18 protein-coding genes are annotated in these 19,407 nt (G+C 69.4%); 8 read left to right on the top strand and 10 right to left on the bottom strand.

Annotated elements, in window-relative coordinates:
• The first annotated feature begins 81 nt into the window (after nucleotides 1-81).
• The 5 genes from LzC2_RS02250 to LzC2_RS02270 all read left to right on the top strand — a co-directional run bounded on the left by LzC2_RS02250 (nucleotide 82) and on the right by LzC2_RS02270 (nucleotide 5,734).
• Nucleotides 82-543, top strand: coding sequence for a hypothetical protein (locus tag LzC2_RS02250; RefSeq protein ID WP_171183295.1), 462 nt, complete (start codon nucleotides 82-84; stop codon nucleotides 541-543).
• A 451-nt stretch (nucleotides 544-994) separates the two neighbouring features.
• Nucleotides 995-3,229, top strand: a complete 2,235-nt coding sequence (locus LzC2_RS02255; protein ID WP_171183297.1) for a flagellar biosynthesis protein FlhA — start codon at nucleotides 995-997, stop codon at nucleotides 3,227-3,229.
• Nucleotides 3,230-3,324: 95 nt separating this feature from the next.
• The gene (locus LzC2_RS02260) at nucleotides 3,325-4,452 is read left to right on the top strand and encodes a flagellar biosynthesis protein FlhF (RefSeq protein ID WP_171183300.1); all 1,128 of its coding nucleotides are present in this window, start codon (nucleotides 3,325-3,327) and stop codon (nucleotides 4,450-4,452) included.
• A gap of 145 nt (nucleotides 4,453-4,597) precedes the next feature.
• Entirely contained in the window at nucleotides 4,598-4,855 is a 258-nt protein-coding gene (locus LzC2_RS02265; RefSeq protein ID WP_171183302.1) for a hypothetical protein, read from the top strand.
• Nucleotides 4,856-4,909: 54 nt separating this feature from the next.
• Complete coding sequence (locus tag LzC2_RS02270) at nucleotides 4,910-5,734, top strand: FliA/WhiG family RNA polymerase sigma factor (RefSeq protein WP_171183303.1); 825 nt, start codon at nucleotides 4,910-4,912, stop codon at nucleotides 5,732-5,734.
• A 141-nt stretch (nucleotides 5,735-5,875) separates the two neighbouring features.
• On the opposite strand, the gene LzC2_RS02275 is transcribed toward LzC2_RS02270, so the two are convergent.
• The 6 genes from LzC2_RS02275 to LzC2_RS02300 all read right to left on the bottom strand — a co-directional run bounded on the left by LzC2_RS02275 (nucleotide 5,876) and on the right by LzC2_RS02300 (nucleotide 11,397).
• Entirely contained in the window at nucleotides 5,876-6,211 is a 336-nt protein-coding gene (locus LzC2_RS02275) for a DUF5615 family PIN-like protein (RefSeq protein ID WP_171183305.1), read from the bottom strand.
• Nucleotides 6,212-6,229: 18 nt separating this feature from the next.
• The gene (locus tag LzC2_RS02280) at nucleotides 6,230-6,445 is read right to left on the bottom strand and encodes a DUF433 domain-containing protein (RefSeq protein WP_171183307.1); all 216 of its coding nucleotides are present in this window, start codon (nucleotides 6,443-6,445) and stop codon (nucleotides 6,230-6,232) included.
• A 104-nt stretch (nucleotides 6,446-6,549) separates the two neighbouring features.
• Nucleotides 6,550-6,828 carry a hypothetical protein gene (locus LzC2_RS02285; protein ID WP_171183310.1) on the bottom strand — a complete coding sequence of 93 codons (279 nt, stop codon included), beginning with the start codon at nucleotides 6,826-6,828 and terminating at the stop codon, nucleotides 6,550-6,552.
• 140 nt (nucleotides 6,829-6,968) lie between these two features.
• Nucleotides 6,969-8,672, bottom strand: coding sequence for an NYN domain-containing protein (locus tag LzC2_RS02290; RefSeq protein ID WP_171183312.1), 1,704 nt, complete (start codon nucleotides 8,670-8,672; stop codon nucleotides 6,969-6,971).
• A gap of 291 nt (nucleotides 8,673-8,963) precedes the next feature.
• Entirely contained in the window at nucleotides 8,964-9,356 is a 393-nt protein-coding gene (locus tag LzC2_RS02295) for a hypothetical protein (RefSeq protein ID WP_171183314.1), read from the bottom strand.
• Nucleotides 9,357-9,429: 73 nt separating this feature from the next.
• Nucleotides 9,430-11,397, bottom strand: coding sequence for a vWA domain-containing protein (locus LzC2_RS02300; RefSeq protein ID WP_171183316.1), 1,968 nt, complete (start codon nucleotides 11,395-11,397; stop codon nucleotides 9,430-9,432).
• Nucleotides 11,398-11,728: 331 nt separating this feature from the next.
• Between LzC2_RS02300 and LzC2_RS02305 the strand changes: the two genes are divergently transcribed.
• Nucleotides 11,729-12,670, top strand: a complete 942-nt coding sequence (locus tag LzC2_RS02305) for an alpha/beta fold hydrolase (protein WP_171183319.1) — start codon at nucleotides 11,729-11,731, stop codon at nucleotides 12,668-12,670.
• 45 nt (nucleotides 12,671-12,715) lie between these two features.
• Here LzC2_RS02305 and LzC2_RS02310 read toward each other — a convergent pair whose 3' ends face one another.
• Complete coding sequence (locus LzC2_RS02310; protein WP_171183322.1) at nucleotides 12,716-15,304, bottom strand: serine/threonine-protein kinase; 2,589 nt, start codon at nucleotides 15,302-15,304, stop codon at nucleotides 12,716-12,718.
• Nucleotides 15,305-15,426: 122 nt separating this feature from the next.
• Complete coding sequence (locus LzC2_RS02315; RefSeq protein WP_171183324.1) at nucleotides 15,427-15,786, bottom strand: hypothetical protein; 360 nt, start codon at nucleotides 15,784-15,786, stop codon at nucleotides 15,427-15,429.
• 203 nt (nucleotides 15,787-15,989) lie between these two features.
• On the opposite strand from LzC2_RS02315, the gene LzC2_RS02320 reads away from it, so the two are divergent.
• Together LzC2_RS02320 and LzC2_RS02325 are read left to right on the top strand one after the other, a co-directional pair.
• The gene (locus LzC2_RS02320; RefSeq protein ID WP_171183326.1) at nucleotides 15,990-16,772 is read left to right on the top strand and encodes a metallophosphoesterase family protein; all 783 of its coding nucleotides are present in this window, start codon (nucleotides 15,990-15,992) and stop codon (nucleotides 16,770-16,772) included.
• A 117-nt stretch (nucleotides 16,773-16,889) separates the two neighbouring features.
• Nucleotides 16,890-17,603: a zinc ribbon domain-containing protein gene (locus tag LzC2_RS02325; RefSeq protein WP_171183328.1), complete on the top strand. Its 714-nt coding sequence runs from the start codon at nucleotides 16,890-16,892 to the stop codon at nucleotides 17,601-17,603.
• A gap of 126 nt (nucleotides 17,604-17,729) precedes the next feature.
• Here LzC2_RS02325 and LzC2_RS02330 read toward each other — a convergent pair whose 3' ends face one another.
• Together LzC2_RS02330 and LzC2_RS02335 are read right to left on the bottom strand one after the other, a co-directional pair.
• Nucleotides 17,730-17,909: a hypothetical protein gene (locus LzC2_RS02330; protein ID WP_171183330.1), complete on the bottom strand. Its 180-nt coding sequence runs from the start codon at nucleotides 17,907-17,909 to the stop codon at nucleotides 17,730-17,732.
• Between the two features lie 161 nt (nucleotides 17,910-18,070).
• Nucleotides 18,071-19,372 (bottom strand): aminotransferase-like domain-containing protein, encoded by a 1,302-nt coding sequence (locus LzC2_RS02335; protein ID WP_171183332.1) that lies wholly within the window; start codon nucleotides 19,370-19,372, stop codon nucleotides 18,071-18,073.
• Between the last annotated feature and the right edge of the window lie 35 nt (nucleotides 19,373-19,407).

Below are 19,407 nucleotides of genomic sequence, written 5' to 3' on the forward strand. Positions count from 1 at the left end.
GGCCGCCGACGGTCGCGGGCGTCGGTCGCGGGCGGCGGGGGGAGGCTCCGGGGGGCGTTCGCCGTTCTTCGCTGATGCCTCGTGACCGCTCTCACTTACGGATTGGCCCTGCTGTTGATCTTCGTGGCGCCGGGCCTGTGGGCCGGGGCGACGATTCTGGCGTGCGACCGGGCGTCCGCCCGCTTGGCCGGCGTGCGGCGGTTGTCGGCGCCGGTGTGTCTGGGGGCCGGGATGGTGTGGTGGTTCAGCGCCGGGCCGGGCACGCTCCTGACCTGCGGGCTGACGCTGATTGCCCACGAACTGCTGCTCCCCGGTCCGGCCCCGGCGGCGTACGCGGCGTTTGCGGCGGGATCGGCGATGTATTGGCTCGTGTCGACGATCTGCCTGCTCCCGGCGCTGATCCGGTTGAACGCCGGCCTGAGGCGGCGCCGGTTCGTCGCCACCGTGATCGTCGGCGGCGCCGTCGCGGCGCTCGGTCCGATCGCCTCGCTGCCCGCGGCGGTCGCCGTGCTGGATTCAGTCGACTTCCTCTACATGCCCTGATTCCAGATGCCCTGATTCCAGATGCCCTGATTCCAGATGCCCTGATTCCAGATGCCCTGACTCCAGATGTCCTGACGTGCAGGCGGCCTGACCGGCGGGCGACCTGCCGAGAGGTCCGAAGGCGTCCAAGGCGTCCAAGGCGTCCACCCCCCGGGGCCGGACGCCTTGGACGCCTTCGTGGATCACGGGCGATGTGGAAGGACGCACTGCGGCGAATCGGTTGCCGGCATCGGGAACGGCCCGAGCTTGAGAGCAATCCTTACAATTCCGTTTTGCAAGTCTGGACGCCGACGGGCGGCACGATCTACACCCCCGTCCGTCGTCACTCCCCCCGCCGGACGCCAAGGGCACACGCCCACGGCTCGCCGAGCGGACGCGACTCTCCACCCCAACTCATCCGCTCTGAATCGGCCCGCTCCCAGTTTGGGGACGGCGGGTCGCCGCTCCCAGTATGTCCGCCGCGTCCCCCACCGCCGGCTCGCTCTCCGCCGCCGGCGCCGGGGTGACGTTCGGCGGCGTGCTGGCCAGCGGGCGGGCGATGCTGTTCCCGGTGATGCTGTGCGGGGCGATTCTGGTCATCATCGTGCCGCTGCCGGCGCCGATTCTGGACCTGCTGCTGGCCGCGAACGTCACGCTGGCCACGGTCATTCTGCTGGTGACGGTCTACGTCCGCCGGCCGCTCGAATTCAGCGTGTTCCCCGCCGTGCTGCTGGGCACGACGCTCTCCCGGCTCGTGCTGAACGTCGCCAGCACCCGGCTCATCCTGAGTCGGGCCGCGACCGACGGCACCGGGGCCGCCGGCGGGGTCATCGAGGCGTTCGGCGCCTTTGTCTCCGGGGATAACCTCGCGATCGGGCTGATCCTGTTCGTGATCCTGGTGGCGATCCAGTTCCTGGTCATCACGAAGGGCGCCACCCGCGTCGGCGAAGTGGCGGCCCGGTTCGCGTTGGACGGGATGCCCGGCAAGCAGATGGCGATCGACGCCGACCTCTCCGCCGGTCTGATCGATCAGGAAGAGGCCAAGAAACGCCGCGACGACGTGACCAGCCAGGCGGACTTCTACGGGGCCATGGACGGCGCCGGCAAGTTCGTGCGGGGCGACGCGATCGCGGGCATCGTCATCACCTGCATCAACATCGCCGGCGGGCTGTACGTCGGCGTGGTCGAGATGGGGATGCCGGTCGGCGGGGCCGCCACGGTGTTCACCACGCTGACGATCGGCGACGGGCTGGTCTCGCAGGTGCCGGCGTTCCTGATCTCGCTGGCCGCCGGCCTGATCGTCACGCGGAGTTCCAACAGCACGCACCTGCCGACGGAGATCGTCACGCAGCTGTTCCGCTACAAGGAAAGCATGTTCCTCGCCGGCGGGTTCCTCGTCGCGTTGGCCTTCACCGGCCTGCCGACCGCCCCGCTGCTGAGTCTCGCCGCCGCCTGCGGAATCGTCGGCTGGACCCTGGGCGGCAAGAGCACGACGGATCAAAGCGACGCGAAGGACTCGAACGCGTCCCCCGGTTCGCCGTCGCCGGTAGGCGGCGCGAGCGAGGGCAAAGCCCCCGAAGCCAAGCCGGAAGACGAACTGACCGTCGAACCGATGGCTCTCGAACTGGGCGTGAACCTGCTGAAGCTGGTCGATCCGACCGCCGGCGGGGACCTGCTGGACCGCGTCGCCAAGGTGCGTCAGAACATCGCCGGCGAACTGGGCATCATCCTGCCCAAGGTGCGGTTCCGGGACGTGCCCACGATCGACGCCAACAGCTACCGGGTGAAGATCCGCGGCGTGGTGATCGCCACCGGGGAATGCCACGCGACCGCCAAGCTGGCCGTGGACACCGGCAGCGCCAGCGGCACCCCGCCGGGCCTGCAAACGACCGACCCCGCCTTCGGGCGTCCCGCCGTGTGGATCGACTCCACCGCCGCGGAGCGGGCTTCGCTGATGGGCTACCACGTCGTCGAGCCGGCCGCGGTGGTCGTCACGCACCTGACCGAAATCGTCCGCGATCACGCCGCCGAACTGCTGACCCGTCAGCAAACGCACGGCCTGCTGGATCACCTCAAGGAACGCTGCCCGGAGCTGGTCAGCGAAGTGGTTCCCGACCTGCTGCGGGCCGGCCAGATTCAGGCCGTGCTGGCGAACCTCCTGCGGGAGCGGGTGCCGGTTCGCGACCTGGAAGCGATCCTCGAAGCCCTCGCCGATCACGCCGGCCGCACGAAAGACCCGCACTTCCTCACCGAATGTGCCCGTCATGCGTTGGCCCGCACGCTGTGCGAAACGCACCGCGACGCCGCCGGCCTGCTGCACGTCGTCAGCCTGGACCCGGCCGCCGAGGAGCTGATCGCCTCGAAAAGCGAGTTCCGCGAGGGCGGGTTCGTCTTGACCCTGCCCCCCGCCGTTCGCGACGCCGTCGTCCGCGGATTGAAGAACGAACTGACCAAGCTGACCAGCGCCGGGCACGCCCCGATCGTGCTCGTCGGCCCGCAGGTTCGGCTGGGCCTGCGGGAGATCGTCCGCGAGAAGCTGCCGAAGCTGACGGTGATGAGCCTGACGGAAGTCACCCGCGACACCGACCTCGAAGTCCACGGCCAACTCGCGGCGGACTCGCTCCGCTCCGCGACTCAGGGGGCTGACGCCCCCCGCTCGCCGGAATCTGTGCCCCCTCCCAAGTCTCCGCTGGCGGCGTTCGCCTGACTCGCCCGTGATTCCCTCCGGGGGCTGACGCCCCCGGCTCGCCAAACGTTCGTAATTCGTCCCTCCTCCCTCTTCCCCCGTCCGCGAGAACCCCGATGAGCGCTCTGTCTGACAACCAGACTCGCACGTTCCGTGCCGCCACGATGCGGGACGCTCTGCGGCAGGTGCGGGACGAGTTCGGGGCGGACGCCTCGCTGCTGGGCAGCCGCACGCTGCCGGGCGCCGGTCGCGGGGTGGAAGTCACCGCCACCGCCGGGCCGAAGCCGCAGCGGGCGAACGGGTCCTTCAACGGCGCCTCGAACGGCTCCGTCCTCGATCCCCGCACCGCCCACGCGGCGAACATCGTGCGGGAACTGACTCGCACCGGCGCCCTGCCGACCGCCCCCGTCGGCGAGGCTCACCCGCTGTTCGCCCGGCTGACCGGCCGCGACTTCGCCCCGACCGCCGCCCAGCGGTTCGTCGAGTCGCTCGGCGACGCCTCGGACGCGGACGTGATCTCCGTGCTGGCCCAAGACCTGCCGGTCTCCGGCGGCATCGCGGCGAACCCGGATCGCCGGCACGTCGCCGCGTTCGTCGGCCCGACCGGCGTGGGGAAGACGACGACCCTCGCCAAGCTCGCCGCCCGGCTCTCCCTGCGGCACGGCCGCCGGGTGGGTCTGGTGACGGCCGACACCTACCGGATCGGCGCCGTCGAGCAGCTCGCGACCTACGCCCGCATCCTCGCCGTGCCCTTCGAGGTCGCCGGCGACGCGAACGCCCTGTCGCTGGCCCTGCATTCGCTTCGCGGCTGCGACGTGGTGCTGATCGACACCGCCGGCCGGGCGCCGCGGGACGACGCTCATCTGACCGAACTGGCCTCGCTGCTCTCCGCCCAGGTTCCGCAAAACGGGCCGAGCGGCACGCGGATCGAGGCTCATCTGGTGCTCTCCGTCGCCGCCGGCCAGCGGGCGCTGCTGCGGGCGGCGACGCGGTACGGACGGTTGCGGCCTTCTTCGGTCGTGCTGTCCAAGCTGGACGAAGCCGAGGGCGCCGGCGCCGCGGTCGATCTGCTCACCACGGCTCCGCCCGCCCCGGTCAGCCTGCTGACTTTCGGACAGGACGTGCCGGACGATTTCTGCGAAGCGACGCCGGCGAACCTCGCCGCCGCCTGCCTCGGAGACTGGGAACCGCTGCTTCAGGAAGCCCCCGCCGGCGGGCGTTTGCTCAGTGAGGCGGTCCCATGACCGGCCCCGTTCGGGCGGTTGTGAGGACCGTGCGAACTTTGCTCAAGCCGCGACCCCCCCGGTGACGATACCGACGGGGTCCGCGGGAACGGTCCGTGCGGACGCCGGCTGAGGCCGCTTCGCTGGGACGCACGGGGAGAACGGCGTGGCGACGGCCTTCGGCGTGCGATTGGCGACGGTGCTCTTCGTGGCGAGCGTCCTGCGGGACGCGGCCCGGGGAACCGACGCGAACGCCGCTCTCGCCTCCGCCCTGCTGGCCGCGGCCTTCGGGTTCCTCCCGGGGCTGGTCGCCGGCGGCGCCTGCGGGCGATTGGCCACCGAGCAGGCCCGCCGCGAGTTGAACGCTGAATTGGCCGCCACGTCCGACTCGGACCACGCGGCGACGAGACACGAGACCACCTAGTACGTCGGGGACGGTCCCCGGCGATCCCGGATACTTTAGACCACGGAGCGGTCGATGGCGTTACGGACGACTGGCCTGCGGGGACTGACCTCCCGCACCGAAAACAGCGCCTTGAGCCCCGAGGAGACGGCCGCCCTGTGGGTCGCCTTCCAGGCGGACAAAACGAATCGGCAGATTCGCAACACCCTTGTCGAACGCTACCTGCCCCTGGTGCGGTACAACGCCGAGAAGGTTTGGCAGAAGCTCCCGGACGGCGTCGACATCGCCGACCTGATGAGCAGCGGCGTCTTCGGTTTGATGGACGCCCTGGAGGCCTTCGACCTGGCCCGCGGCGTGAAGTTTGAAACCTACTGCGTGCCCCGTATTCGCGGCGCCATGTTGGACGAACTCCGCAGCATGGACTGGGTGCCCCGCCTGGTTCGCTCCAAAGCCACCAAGCTGGAGAACGCCCGCAAGGCCGCCGAGGCCGAGGCCGGCCGTCCGCCCACGGACGCCGAAGTCGCCAAGAAGATGGAGCTGGACCCCAAGGAGTTCAGCAAGCTGAAGACCGAAGCCAACGCCGTCGGCCTCGTCTCCCTCAATAAGAAGTGGTACGAGACGGACGGCTCCCGCGACGTCAGCGAGATCGACGTCCTCGAAGACGATCGCAGCGACGATCCCACCGGCGGGATCCAGAAGCGGGACGTGATGAAGATGGTCACCAAGGGCCTGAACCGGAACGAGCGCCTGATCGTCATCCTCTATTACTACGAGGAGCTGACGATGAAGGAGATCGGCGGCACCCTTGGCCTGTCCGAGAGCCGCGTCTCCCAGATGCACAGCAGCATCGTCGCCCGTCTCAAAGAGCAACTCGCCCCCCGCCGCCCCGAGTTCGGCTGAGTCCCGTTCCGCGGCACAGGTCCGGGTGGTCCGGCCCGACCGAGTCCGCGTCCCGCAGGCGATCCCGTCCAAGGCGATCAAGACGTCCACCCTCCGGGGGTGAACGCCTTGATCGCCTTGAACGCGTTGGGGGACGGCGCCTCAGGCGACCACCGTGACGACCTGCCCCGGCGTCACTCGGGCGAGAGCGTCGCACGTCGCCGGGACCAAGGGCAGGAGAGCCGTGATCGTGTTGCTCGCCGCCGACAGCCGCACGACGCACAAGTCGAGAGCGACGACGTTCTGCTGGTATTCGATCCCGCGATCCATCGTGAGAAACACGTCGAAGTCCGCGGCGGCCAACGCCAGCAGTTCGCCGTTCTTCGTCCCGCCCCAACCGCATTCGACCACCGTGAGAACCTCCGAGGCAGCGGGGGCGAGCGACGCCTTCAGCGTCCGGGGCAGGTTCTCATCGAGCAGCACGCGAGGGCCGGGCATCGGTCAGGAGACGGCGGTTCAGGCGGCCGTCGCGATGTGGCGACCGGCCCAATCCAGCACGGCTTCGGCCTGTTCGCGGGTGACCGAGGGAAAGTCCGCTCGAAAGTCCTCGACCCGATGGCCTTCCTGCAGATAGGCGAACAGCGTCTCGACAGGGACGCGAGTGCCTGGAAAAACCGGCGTGCCGCCGAGGACGTCAGGGTCCACGCGGACGACTTCTGCGGCGAGAGCCATGAGGTGGTGCGGACGGAGCGACAGGTTTGATCAGTCTACCGACGGCCGTCCGACCGGGGAATCACCGGGCGCCGTTGGCGCCCCGCCAGTGAGAGCGGCGCCGCTCATCGCTCGACGCGGGACCGCTGATCGTCGTCACTCTCCACTGGCAGGATGCCAACCTCACCCTGCCGACCGGCGGCACGTCGGTTGAACACGAACACGAGCAGGCCCGCGAGGAAGGGGGCCGCGGCCATCACCGCCAAACCGGCGTAGGCCTGAACCTGCACGCTGAGGCTGAGCTCGTCTTCCAACCGGCCGCCTCGCAGCCAAGCGAGCGACCAGAGGAAGAACCCGGCCGACACCAGTGCCAGGAACGCCAAGACGCCGTATCGCTTCTTCATCTCGCTCTCATGGAACGACGCAGGCGTGTGGGCAGGGCGGGGGGCGATGGCGGAAGGCGTCCAAGATGCCCAAGGCGCCCGCCCCCGGGGGATGGGCGCCTTGGGCGCCTTCGCGGTCGGACGGCTCGATCGAGCCGTCGTCAGTCATCGGCGGTCGCGGCGACGGGTTCCGGCTTCGTGGGCTCGTCGGTCGGCGCCGACTGCGTCTCGGCCTCGGTGCATTGGGCGGTGGATCGCTCGGCCGGCTGACGTTCGGCCGGCTGACGTTCGGCCGTCGGTCGTTCCGCACAGGGGGGGGCCGGGTTGGCGGGGCCGATTTGGGCGGCTCGGGCGACGGCGGCGATGCGGACCATGTCCGACGGACTGGGTTCCGGGCCGCAGAGCAACTCGGCGAGGAAGCCGACGTGCATCGAACCGTCCAGGCCGTGCTCCCGCAGCTTCTCGCTGAGGGCGCCGGTCACGAACCGCCACACGCGATCGCGGACGTGCTCGAAGGTCGGCAGCGCCGGGTCGAGCACCGCGGGCCGCGACCAATGGAAGTCCCGATGGCCACGACGGGGGCCGTGCTCGTCGCAGAGGAAGCAGCCGGCTTTGAACATCTGGAACAAGGCGCTGCGGACCTTCGCCGCGGCGTCCTGAATGCCGGCTTCCGCACAGACCTCGGTGATGTCCGAGACGAGATCCTGATGGTAGATCCGCGTGCGGGCGTCCGCGTCTTCGGACTGATTAGCGACGCGAGCGACCACCGCGTTAGCGATTTCCGACCACGCCGACGCCGGCACCAACGCGATGCGGGGGTGTCCGTACAGCAGCAACCGGCGGTACAGGGCGGGGCTGTGCTCCGGCGTCTCGCGAATCGGGCGACGGCCGTTCAGACTAATCCTCGCCACGCCCTCGGAGTCCTCGTCCTCGTCCTTGGAAGACGATCCGTTAACGTGGTAGCCGTTCGTCGGCGGGAGTGGGGCGTGCTCCTCGGCTCGGGCGACGACTTGCACGCCGCCGGTGCGTTTCAGCACCAGCCCTTCGTCCTCGCCGTGGCGCTCGATCAGTTCGATCGTGCTGCCGCAGCCGAATCGCATGGGGTCGAACTGCATCGGCTCCCCGTCCGGCGTGCGGCCGGTGTGCTCCACGAGGGTCCGCACGCTGCCGGCCCGGATGGGACCGTGCCGATCGACCAGATCCCCGACCGCCGACAGCAACGCCTTCCGCTCCTCCGTCTGCCGATCGTCCAGCAGATCGCGGGCGGCCCGGAGGTCTTCGAAGTACTCGAACCGATCGCAGAAGCGCTCGAAGACGGGCTTCGTCTTGTCCTGCACGCCGATCACGACGACCTCCGCCCCGGCCCGTCGCAGTTCGAGGCTCAGCGGGATGAAGTCGCTGTCGCTGGTGGCGAGGATGAACTGACCGAAGTGCCCGCCGCCGAACTTCCCGGCGAGGTGCGGCCCGGCCTCCGCGGCGGTGGCGGCGGCGTCCATCGCCATCCGCAGGTCGCTGGCGTTCTTGTTCTTCCCGCCAGGGAAGCGGAACACCTGAATCGGCTCGACGCCCAGCCCCAGCAGCACGTTGGGAACGCCTTGCAGGTAGTAATCCCACCAGCGTTCGGAGTTCAGATTCTCTCGGCGAACGTTGTAGTTCGCGTACGCTCGCTTCACCGCGAGGCTTCGCCCGCCCGCCAACCGGGTGGCGAAGGTGACTAGATCGCGGAGGTCTTCCGCACAGTCATAGTCGTCCGCGTCTTCGCCGGGGTGTCGGTCCTGTTCCAGCCGCCAGTTCTCCTCCCGGCCGAGCACGAAGTTCTCAAGGTCGATGAATAGGGCGCTCTGGCCATTGCTGGACCCGGACATGGGAGGAGGGGCGGTGCGAAGTAGGACATTGATAGCCGATCGGCAGGCGGCGACAGACGCCGGAGGCGGCGCGAAGCGCCGATACGCCCCCGCCCGACCGTGCCTGTGAGCGACGCAGGCGTGCGGGGATCACCGTTCACCATCGGCGCCGCCGCCCTCCCGGTCAACCAGCGGACTCGCCATGGGGTTTTAGGGGATGCCCCGGGGCCGCCGTCGCCTTCTCGCCGTCGCCTGCCGCTCTTGTCCGACCCTCTCGCCCAGCCTGTCGCCGGCGGTCGCCGCGGCCGGTCGTTACCGCCGCCGGTCCATCGCTCGGAAGGCCCGGACGCCCAATCCGCGTACCCCGCCGAGGATCGCCCGGCGGAAGCGGGGCGAGACGTACATACCCACGCCAAGACTCACGGCGAGCAGCACGAGGACCCCGGCCGTCCACGTCGCGGCGGACATCAGCCAGGCGAACCCGTCGCCGAACATCGACCACAGCAGCCACGCCGCCGCCACGAACACGGCCAACCGAGCCGTCTGCACGAGTTGCCCCAGCCGACGCTCGATCGCGGCGAGGGTCGCGGAATCGTCCGGCGTCGGCGAAGTCTGCCGACCGGACATCTGCCGACTCGGGGAGAGCGGGAATTGCACGGTCTCGGCGACCGGTTCGGCGTCGCGAGTGCGGGCGGCGGTCTTCATGACGGGCGAACGGGTCTCGGGGCCGGGCGGATCACGCGGGGCCGCGGTCGCCGACTCCAACCGCCGAGGCGGATCAGAGCTTCGGCGGGTTCTTCGGTCCCTGCTCACCCATTTGCATCGCCCGGCGCTGGTTGTCGTCTTCAGGGGCGAACATCGCAGCGGCCTCCGCGGGCGTGGCGCCGTTGTCGATCGCCCGCAGAATCTCATTATTCCGCTCTCTCCACTCCCAACCGAGCGGCGTGGCGAGCTCTTTTTCCGCGAGGCGGGCCCACGGGGTGCCGGGGTGCTCGTCGATCACGCGGGCGAGCAGTTCGCGGCTCTTGCGGGTGAGCTGCTTCACCTCGCCGCCCGCGTCGGACTCCGGGGCGCCGCGGAGCAGCCATTCGTTGCTGTTCTCACGCTCGAACGGCTTCGGGTCGCTCTTCATCTCCGCCAGCACGGTGTTGTAGCCGAGGGCCCGGGCCTGCGTGGCGTACACGCGGCCCAACGCGAGGTCGAACCCGGCCCGCCAACGCGGCTCCGTCAGCTTCGCCCGATCGGCGAGGCCGGCTTCCAGCTTCGTCTGCAACATCGTGAGGCGGTAGCTGATGACGGCCATTGGCTTCTGGGCCTCGGTGATCTCCCGCCGCAGGCGGGTGTCGTCCACGGCGGCGAAGACGAGCTGCGGGTTGGGGATCTCCGTGGCCCGGCTGTTGCCGGCCGCTTCGATCAGCGCCCGCTTGGCCCCGTTCGACATCACGTCGCGGGTGTAGTCGGCGATGGGGCGGTAGTCGGGACCGTAGGATCGCATCAGCTGCGGGTCGAATTTCTTCCTGTTGGTGTCGTCGGCGACGAGATACATGCCGCCGGTCTCCACGCAGAGCCGGGTCAGGGCGTACGGCCCGTAGCCGCTGGAGAGGCGTTCGTTCTCCACTTCGCCGCCCGGTCCCCAGAAGCCGAGGCGGAGGCGTTCCGGCATGACCGTCTCCGGGCCGGCGTCGACGGGGCGGGGCAGGGTGTACTGCCGGTCGCCCTCTTTCCAGGTATAGGTGACGTAGCCTTTGTCGCGGCCGAACGGCGCCGCGTTGCCGACCACGTACACCGGCACGCCGTAGCGTTTGAACTGGCCGATGACGTTCTCCAGGTCGCCGTCGTCGTCGCCCTTTTCGTCGGTGACGATCACGAACATCAGCGTCCGCTTCTCGCGGGTGCGTTCGGGCAGCAACTCGCGGCCGACGACCTTCAGGGCGGTGAAGACGTTCTCCTGGCCGCTTTCGTCCGGGGTGACGTTCCGCATAAGTTCGGCCAGCGGGGCGACGTCGACGACCGCTTCGGGCGTCAGCAGTTCGACGCCTTCGCCGAAGGTCGCCACGGCGGTGCGGAGGTGATCGGTGTCGATGTCGCCGGTGTTGCCGAGCTGGGCGTAGACCGCTTCGAAACGATCCGCCAAGGCGTCGCGGGTCTCTTCCAGCGACAGGCTGGCGTCCAGCATCCAGACGACGGTCGTTTCGTTCTCACGCAGCCGGGCGGCGATCTCGCGGGTCAGCACGTCGATGGCGCCTTCGACCCCGCCGGTGTATTCGGTCATGCCCTCGGCGGCGAACTCCGTCGTCAGCACCGCATCGTTCGGCACTTCGACGGCGGAGGCGGCCGGACTGGGGGCGGGGAAGTCGACCATCTCGACCTCCCGCTGCATCTCCTGATCGAGCGGCTGGCTCTCCGTGCTGGCCGCCATCGAGGGGCTGAGGATATTGGCCAGGCTGTCGTTGCCGACTTCCGTCTCCAGGACGACGTTCTCGACCTTGAACTGGTCGATCTCCTCCGGCGTGATCTCGCTGGTGAGGATCGTCTTGATGGCGTCCGCCGGCACGATAATCGTGATGCCCGCGAGCATCGCCAGCACGGCGACATGCACGCCGAGGCTCACCAGCCAGGCGGGGGCGGTCCCGATTCGTTCCCACAGCGACGGCGTCTCGACCGGCGGCGGGGCGACCAGTTGCAGCGGCACTTTCCGACCCGCCCAACGGTTCGTCCCGGGAGAGGCGAGCGCTGCGGTGGACACGGGCGGACTCCGGTGGGCATACGGACAGGGTGGACACGACGTTACGTCGCGCACGGCGCCGCCGCAACGGGCTGCGGAACCGCACTCTTACCCGTCGAACAGGCGACAGGTTCGTCGCCAATCCGCTTGGCGCGAACGAATCGGGGAAATCACATCAGTCCGGCCGGCTTCGCGGCCGATGAATGAAGTGACCAAGAGGCACGGCTGATCGTGGACGTCGGTTCCGCTCGCCCGCGTCGCCTCGATCGACCGACGCCCGACGAGCGGAGACGGACCGACGGACCTCGCCGCCTCCCCATTCGCCGCCGCGGCTCCCGCCGCTTCCGTCCCGGTGACGGTCCCCGCGACCGCCGCCTTCGCGGCGACCTGGCGGCTCGCCGGTTCCCGACGGATCGTCGAGCGAACCCACCGCGTACTCGCGGGGGACGGCGCCGAACTGCGCGTCCGGGAGTTCGAGGGAGCCGGGTCCGCCTCCGCGTCTCGCACCTTGCTGCTGGTGCACGGCGCCTTCGAGCACGGGGCGTTGTATGAACACGCCGGCCGCTACTTCGCCGAACGCGGCTGGCGGGCGCTGGTCCCGGATCTCCGCGGGCACGGCCTCAGCGGGGGAGAGCCGATGCACGTACGACGGTTCGCGGAGTACGTCGCCGACCTGCGGGGAATTCTGCAACGCTTCGACGCGGAGCCGGACCGCACCGCGATCATCGGCAACAGCATGGGCGGCTTGGCGACCGCTCGACTGACCCAGAGCGCCGATCGCGGCGGCCCGAGCCCCGCGGCGGCGGTGGCGCTGTGCAGTCCGTTGTTGCGGATCGTGACGCCGGTGCCGGTGATGACGCTGGCGGCGGGGAAAATGTGCCGACTCCTGCGACCCCGCACGCGATTCGCCGTGCCCCCGCGTCCGCTCGATCCGCGGGTCGCCGCCCGGCCGCACGATCCTCTGCGGCGAACGAGCGTGACGGCTTCCTGGTTCTTCGCCGTGCGGCGGGCCGTGAAAGCGGTGTGGAAGGACGCCGCCCGCATCGAAACGCCGCTGCACATCATGCAGAGCGGCGCCGACCGCGTGGTCTGCCCCCTCGCTCCGGGCGTGTGGATCAACGAAGTCGGCGCCGCCGACCGCAGCTGCGAGGTGCTCCCCGGCGCCTGTCACGAGGTGTTCCAGGAACCGGAATGGCGTCGCCACGCGGCTCGACTGGCCGACTGGTTCGAGAACCACGTCCCCGCGACGCAGCAGGACGCGACGTTCGCTCCGTATCCCCGCGTCGCCGCCTAAGCAGTGCCTGAGATTGCTGGCGCCTGAACGAGCCGGCGCCCGGGACTACGGCTGTGCCGTGCGGATGCCGGGGGGCGGCGGGAGTCGCTCCGTATCCACGCCGGGAATGTCCCCGTTCTCGAAGGCGGCCGGGGGGACGGCCTCGTCGTCGGTTTCGACCTCCGCGGAGCGATCGACGGCCACGTCGCTGAGGCGGGGTTCGACATCCTGTCGAGAGATGAGGTTCGGGAACCGTCCGCGATAGTCCGGTTCCAGTTCGACGCCGCGGTGCTGGGCGCCCATGTCCATCACGGGGCTGGCCGGCGTTTCCGCCATCTCGACCCAGTCCGAGTACGTCTCGGCCGGGTTGAGGATCTGCGTGGTCGTGCCGGAGGCGATCCAGAAGCGATCCAGCAGATAGCGGTTGATCCCGGCGCCGGTCCATTCGAGTCGATCGAGGAACTCGTCCTGATCGTCCCCGCCGCGGGTGCGGATCAGCACGCCCTCGCCGGCGTCCACGAACAGGCTGTCGGTGGCGAACACGTTCAGCGGCAACGGCGGACGCTCGCCCAGCATGCTCTTCCAACGCAGATCGAGCAGCGCCTCGCCGAACAGCAGCGTGCTGTTTTGCAATTTGAGGTGCACGCGGCCGGCTTCGGTCGAGGGCATGGGGCTTTCGGCGTCGGCGCCGCCCATGCGAACCGCCGCGGCCTGCACCGCGACCGCCGTCTGGGAGAACTCGAGCCACCCGCCGCGGTCCGGTTCGACCCGCACGAGATCGCCATGACCACGCAGCAGGCAGCGCTCGGCGGAAACGAAGAACTCGCCTTCGGTGGCCCGGTCCTTACGGTCCGGATCGGCCAGTTCCGTCAGACCGCTGGTCGGCGGTTGATAGCCGCGGACGAGCAGCAGGCAGTTCGTGTCGGCCCGCTCGTCCACGTTGACCAGCGTGACGGTGCAGTCCCGCATCGTCAGTCGGTCGCTGTCGCCGACCGAGAACATCGTCCACCCGTACGCCCGGCTTTGCAGCTCGAACGACAGCGACAGGTTCTCCAGCGTCAGGTTCGCCGCCCCGGTGAGGTGGAACAGCGACTGCGGCGCCTGATAGTTCGCGAACGCTTTGAGCCGCGGTTGATAGAGCGATCCGTCCGGCCGTTTGCCGGCCTTCAGGGTGAGCGTTTTGCCGGTCAGCGTCAGCGGGCGTTTCAGCACGAATTCGACCGGACCGTCGACGTTCACGGAGATCTCTTCCCCGCGGTAGGCGTCTTCGATCGCGGCGTCGAGCGACGAGAACCCCCGCGGGGCGACGTCGTCGGACCCGCCCACGACGAACCGCGGCGGCGCCAGCGGCCGGGAGGCGACGGCGGGGGCGTTCGCCTGCGTTTTGACCTCGGCCGATTCGACGCCCTCTTCTTCTTCGGGGTCGGGCGTCGGAGCCGGCCAGCGAACCCATGCGAAAACGGAGAGGGCGGCGGCCAGCGTGACGGTCGCCATCGTGTTCAGCAGCGGCATCGCCCGCATCGGACGGCGAGGCCGCAGCCCGCGAACGCCCGGCATATCGTCCAATTCGTCCAGCAGCGCCTCGGGCGTTTGCGGACGCAGCAGCGGATCGCTGGCCATCATCGCCCGGCACAGGTCCGCGAGCGGGGCCGGCACCTTCGGGTTGAAGACCCGCACGTCCGGCGTTTGCGGATTCTGGTGGTCCAACAGCTTCTGCAGCACCGTCCCCTCCGGGTACGGCGGACGCCCGGCGAGCATGTGAAACAGCGTGCAGCCCAGCGAATACATGTCGCTGCGAACGTCCGCCACCCGCGGGTCTTTCGCCTGCTCCGGGGCGATGTAATCGAAGGTCCCCAGCGTGGTCCCCGCGACCGTCAGATCGCCGACGCTGTCCGCCGCTTCCTTCCGGGCGAGGCCCAGGTCGACCAGTTTGACGATCCCGTCCGGCGTGACGATCACGTTCGACGGCTTCACGTCGCGGTGCACCACGCCGGAGTCTGCGCAGTGATGCAGCGCCTCGGCGACCTGCCGGGTGATCGAGACCGCGTCCGGCGGGGACAGCGGGCCGTGCGTTTGCAGCAGATCGCGGACGGTGCGGCCGGTGACGAACTCGAAGGCGATGAAGTGCAGCCCGCGATCCTCGCCGACGTAAAACGCGCGGGCGATGTTCGGGTGATCCAGCCTCGCGGCGCTCCGGGCTTCGTTGCGAAACCGCAAAACGCTCGCCCGGTCCCGGGAATGGGCGGGGCTGAGCACCTTCAACGCGACCGTGCGCTGCAGTCGCTCGTCGGTCGCTCGGAAGACCGAACCCATGCCGCCGTGCCCGATCCGCTCTTCGATGCGGAAATGATCCAGCACGCAGCCGGACAGGGCGGGGTCGTCCTCGCCGATCGCGGGGAACAACCGGCGTTTGAGGTCCGCCCCGTCGAGAACGCTCGGCGAAGCATCCGCCGAGGGGCTGACCTCCGAGGAGGAGGACGGGTCGTCGACCGGGGGACGAAGAACGGTGTGGGAGACCGCCGCCCAGGGAGGAGGCGCAGGCGCGTCCACCGTGTGGGTGCCGCCGTCGTCGTCGGGCGACAACAAGACTCCCCCGGTCGCCCGGATGATCGACGTCTTCGATCGCTCGGTGCGGGGAGCGGCGGCGCGCGTCATGCGTGTCGACTCGGGGTGGGACGGAAGGGCGGCGGCGGTTCGATCCAATTCACCGGCCGACTACATCGTACTGTAGCCCGACACGGGCGGGCGCTACAGGGGGGAATTCGAGCTCTGCGTCGTCAAAGCGGCTCTCCGTTCAGTTCGCCCTGAACCGCCAGCCGGATCGATCGACAGTACTCATGCAGCCGGACCCGCTTGGCGGCGGCGAACCGGTCCGCCTCCAACAGGGCGTCCACCGCATGCCGCACCGTGCGGTCCTGCTGCTGGGGGCTGTCGTCGTCCACGGCGACCCGCAACGTGCCCGTGACGTCGCCGCCGCGGTCGTTCGCGCTCTTCCCCTGAGCCAGTTCCCGCACCCGTCGGGAGGCCGGGATTAATGTCTGGCGAAGATGCTCGTCCAGCTCCCGGCTCAGCTTCAACGCGGTGTCGACCCGTTCCCGCAGCGTGCGTTTTTCCGGCGGAGGAATGTGTTGGAGCACGGCGGAGGACTCACCGGGGGGACACCGGGCGGGGGACCGGTCGGCGAGTCCCGTCGCGACGGACGACCCGGGAATCAACCCGGGGCGAGCCATTGACGAGCCGAAGCCGACGGCACAGGGTAGCGGCTGCTCGTGGCGTGCGGGAGCGATTCGTGGAAAGCGAACCGCACCGGCGCCCGTCCCCGCCTCGATCGGACCCGCGCGTGCGGACCCTCATCCTCGGCGACATTCATTCCAACTGGTGGGCGTTGCAGGCGGCGGTCGCCGCCGCCGGCGCCGTCGATCGGGTGCTCTGCACGGGCGACTTGGTCGATTACGGACCGGCTCCGCGGCGCTGCGTGGAATGGGTGCGGGAGCACGCCGAACGCACGGTTCGCGGCAACCACGATCACGCGGTCGCTCAGCACGTTCCCTCCGTCGGCGACACGGGTCTCCGGGCCGTCGCCGCGCACGCTCGCAATCGGCAGTGGGAGGAGCTGACGCCGGAACTGCTTCGGTATCTCGCCCGCCTGCCGGTCTGTGAGACGTTCGATCTGGACGGCCGCGAAACGCTGATGGTGCACGGATCGCCCCGCGATCCGCTCGACGATTACGCCCCCGCCGACCCGGCCGGCTGGGGGGATCGGCTCGTCGGCATCACCGCGGAGCTGGTGTTGGTCGGCCACACGCATGCCCCCTACCTAATTCAGGCGGAACGGCCCGGCGGCGGCATGACGACCGTGTTGAACCCCGGCAGCGTGGGACAACCGCGGGACGGCGATCCTCGGGCCGCCTATGCGCTCATCGAAGCGGGAGAGATCACGCTGCATCGAGCCGAATACGATCCGACGCCCGCCGTCGAGGCGCTGCGGGAGTGCGGACTGCCGCACGAGGTGATGGAGACGGCGGAGGCCCTGCTGCGGACCGGGCGTCGTCCGAGCGCCCGCGGCGGCGCGGTCCGAGGTCCGCGATCGAGCGTCGGCGCCGCGGCGATCTGTCCGGGCTGAACTGCCCGGGGTGATTTTCGCGCCGTCGGCGGGCAAGATGGCGTCCGTATCCGCCCGTCCGGCCCGGTTCCGCCCGAACCGCTTGTCCCGCCGGCCCCCCGACCGCCAGTCGCCCGAGTGACCGAGACCGCCGCCGGACTTTCCCGCCTGCACTCCGTCCATCGGGACATTGCCCGAGTTCGCGAGGCCTTGGCCCGCGGTCCCCGGCAGGTCCGGGCCCGTCGTAAAGCGGTGCAGAACAAAGAGGCGGACATCGCCGCGATGCGGGAGAAGTTGGTCGCCCTCAAGAAAAGCGGCGACGCCAAGAACCTCCAGTTGCGGACCAACGAGGAGAAAATTCTCGGCCTGAAAGCGAAGCTGAATCAGGCCTCCACCAACGAGGTCTTCGCCGCTCTCCGCAAAGAGATCGACGCCGACACCGCCTCCAATGCCGTGTTGGAGGACGAGATTCTGGAGACGCTCGACCGCGTCGACGCCTTCAGCAAGGAGATTCAGGCGGCGTTGGCCGATCGCGACAAACGTTCCGAGGACGCGGATGCGTTGGAGAAGAAGGTCGCGGAGGAGAAAGCCGGGTTGGAAGAGGACCTCGTCGCGTTGGAGAAACGGCTCCAACAGTCCGAGTCGATCATCCCCAGCAGCCTGCAGGTGGACTACCGCCGGCTGGTCGAGCACCACGGGGCGAACGCGATGGCGCCGGTCGAAGACCGCGTTTGCACGTCATGCCAGACGACCGTCAGCCCGCAGCAGAAGGTGCAGCTCAACATGGGTGAGTTCGTCTTCTGCCGGAGCTGCGGCCGCCTGCTGTACCGAGGCGACGACGCGGGCGCCTGAGATTCCTCGGCGTGACTCGCGCCGCGGCATGACCGTGCGTCAGCGTAAAGGTTTGGCCGCTCTTGGGGATGCGAGCGTCGTTCGGTAGCGCAAACCTCCATCAGAGGCGCGAACCTCCAGCCGAGCTCAGTCGGTGGGGGGCAGCAGCTTGTCCGCAATTCCGCGGGCGGTCAGCAAGATCCCCGCGACGCTCACCCCGGCGGCGAACGCGGCGGCTTCGACCGTCAAGACCCCGGCCCCGTAGGCGGAGGAACTGACGACGGCGTCAGTGAGGATCAGGGCGACGCCGCAGAGGGGGCGGTTCATCGATCCGTCTCGCAAATCGTGTTCGGAGGATTCCGTCGATCGGGCGGGAAGGGCGACCCGTGACGGTTTAGTCCGATGCTACCGATCCCCCACGGCAGATGGGAGACCCCATCTGCGCACCTGCCCCGAGGATTCCCCGCGGCGGTTCGCTCGCCCCACGGTCACAGCACGGATCGCACCGCCCGCCCCAGCCGAGCGGCGGCCTCGCGGAGCAGCCCCACGTCCAGCACGCCGTACGACAGCCGCATGTGATTCGTCGGCCGCGGTCGGCTCTCCCCCGACGCGGGGTCGACCGATTCCGGGGCGTAGCACAGCTCGCCGGGGACGTACATCACCCCGTCCCGCTGCGCCGCCTCGGCCAAGGGCGAATCAAACCCCGTCGAAACTCCCTCCGGCAGGTTCGCCCAGACGTACAGCCCGCCGGCCGGCTCTCGCCACGAGACTCCCGGCAGGTCGCCCAGGTGTTCGCTCAGCCCCGCCAGTAGGGCGTCCCGCTTCCGACGGTAGCTCCGACGAACGTCCGCGACGTGTGCTTCGTAGCGGTCGCTTTCCAGCACGCGGGCCAACAAATGCTGGTTGAAATGGGCCGAGCCGAAGTCCTCGTTCCCCTTGCGGTCGATGAGCGGCTGCATCAACTCCACCGGGGCCAGACCGAAGCCGATCCGCAGGCCGGGGGAGAACGACTTGCTGAAGGTGCCGGAGTAGATCACCCGATCGCTGCGGTCGCGGCCCCACAGGCTGGCGCCGATGGTTCCGTCAAAGCCTAGCTCACGGTACGCGGCGTCTTCCAACACGCGGATGCGGCCGTCCGGATCGCGGCGATCGAGGATGTCGAGCAGTTCCGAGCGCCGTCGATCGGCCAGCACGACGCCGCTGGGGTTCTCAAAGTCCGGCACGAGATACAGCAGCTTCACCCGCGGCAGTTCGCCGACGGTCTGGAAATGATCGAGCGCCGCCTCCAGCCCGGCGGGGGTCATGCCGTCGTCGTCGGTCTCCACCCGCACCGCCCGTCCGCCGACGCCGGCGATCGTGCCAAGCATCACGAAGTAGGTGGGCCCCGCGACCAGGCAGACGTCGCCCGGGTTCAGGAGCGCCTGACAGACCAGCGACAGGAACTGCTGCGACCCGTTCGTGAGCAGCACCCGGCCGGCGGTCAGCCCGCGGGTCTCGGCGAGTTCTTCCGTGGGCACCCCCTCCAGCATGGCGAACAGTTCCAGCACTGCGGCCCGCAAGCGTCCGGCGCCCGCCGGCGTGCCGTATTGCAGCAGATCGCGGGCGTCCGGGGCGGCGAGAACCTCCGCGGCGGCCTGCTTCACCAAGTCCACCGGCAGCGTCGCCGGATCGACGAACCCGGCCGCGAGCGACAGGCAGTCGGGATTGGCGATGGCTTGAGCCATCAGTTCGCTGATCGCCCCGCCGGAGGCCCAGCCGGAACGATCAGAGAGAGGAGATTTCGTCGACATGAAACGTTGGGCGAGCGGGGGGCGTCAGCCCCCTG

Origin of the sequence: Alienimonas chondri (assembly GCF_013036045.1) — a bacterium.
Classification (GTDB): Bacteria; Planctomycetota; Planctomycetia; order Planctomycetales; family Planctomycetaceae; genus Alienimonas; species Alienimonas chondri.

Bases quoted from the DNA above. Each gene is read 5' to 3' on its own strand.
- LzC2_RS02255 (WP_171183297.1), top strand. From the start codon at position 995: ATGTCCGCCGCGTCCCCCACCGCCGGCTCGCTCTCCGCCGCCGGCGCC.
- LzC2_RS02260 (WP_171183300.1), top strand. From the start codon at position 3,325: ATGAGCGCTCTGTCTGACAACCAGACTCGCACGTTCCGTGCCGCCACG.
- LzC2_RS02270 (WP_171183303.1), top strand. From the start codon at position 4,910: ATGGCGTTACGGACGACTGGCCTGCGGGGACTGACCTCCCGCACCGAA.
- LzC2_RS02275 (WP_171183305.1), bottom strand. From the start codon at position 6,211: ATGCCCGGCCCTCGCGTGCTGCTCGATGAGAACCTGCCCCGGACGCTG.
- LzC2_RS02280 (WP_171183307.1), bottom strand. From the start codon at position 6,445: ATGGCTCTCGCCGCAGAAGTCGTCCGCGTGGACCCTGACGTCCTCGGC.
- LzC2_RS02285 (WP_171183310.1), bottom strand. From the start codon at position 6,828: ATGAAGAAGCGATACGGCGTCTTGGCGTTCCTGGCACTGGTGTCGGCC.
- LzC2_RS02290 (WP_171183312.1), bottom strand. From the start codon at position 8,672: ATGTCCGGGTCCAGCAATGGCCAGAGCGCCCTATTCATCGACCTTGAG.
- LzC2_RS02295 (WP_171183314.1), bottom strand. From the start codon at position 9,356: ATGAAGACCGCCGCCCGCACTCGCGACGCCGAACCGGTCGCCGAGACC.
- LzC2_RS02310 (WP_171183322.1), bottom strand. From the start codon at position 15,304: ATGACGCGCGCCGCCGCTCCCCGCACCGAGCGATCGAAGACGTCGATC.
- LzC2_RS02330 (WP_171183330.1), bottom strand. From the start codon at position 17,909: ATGAACCGCCCCCTCTGCGGCGTCGCCCTGATCCTCACTGACGCCGTC.
- LzC2_RS02335 (WP_171183332.1), bottom strand. From the start codon at position 19,372: ATGTCGACGAAATCTCCTCTCTCTGATCGTTCCGGCTGGGCCTCCGGC.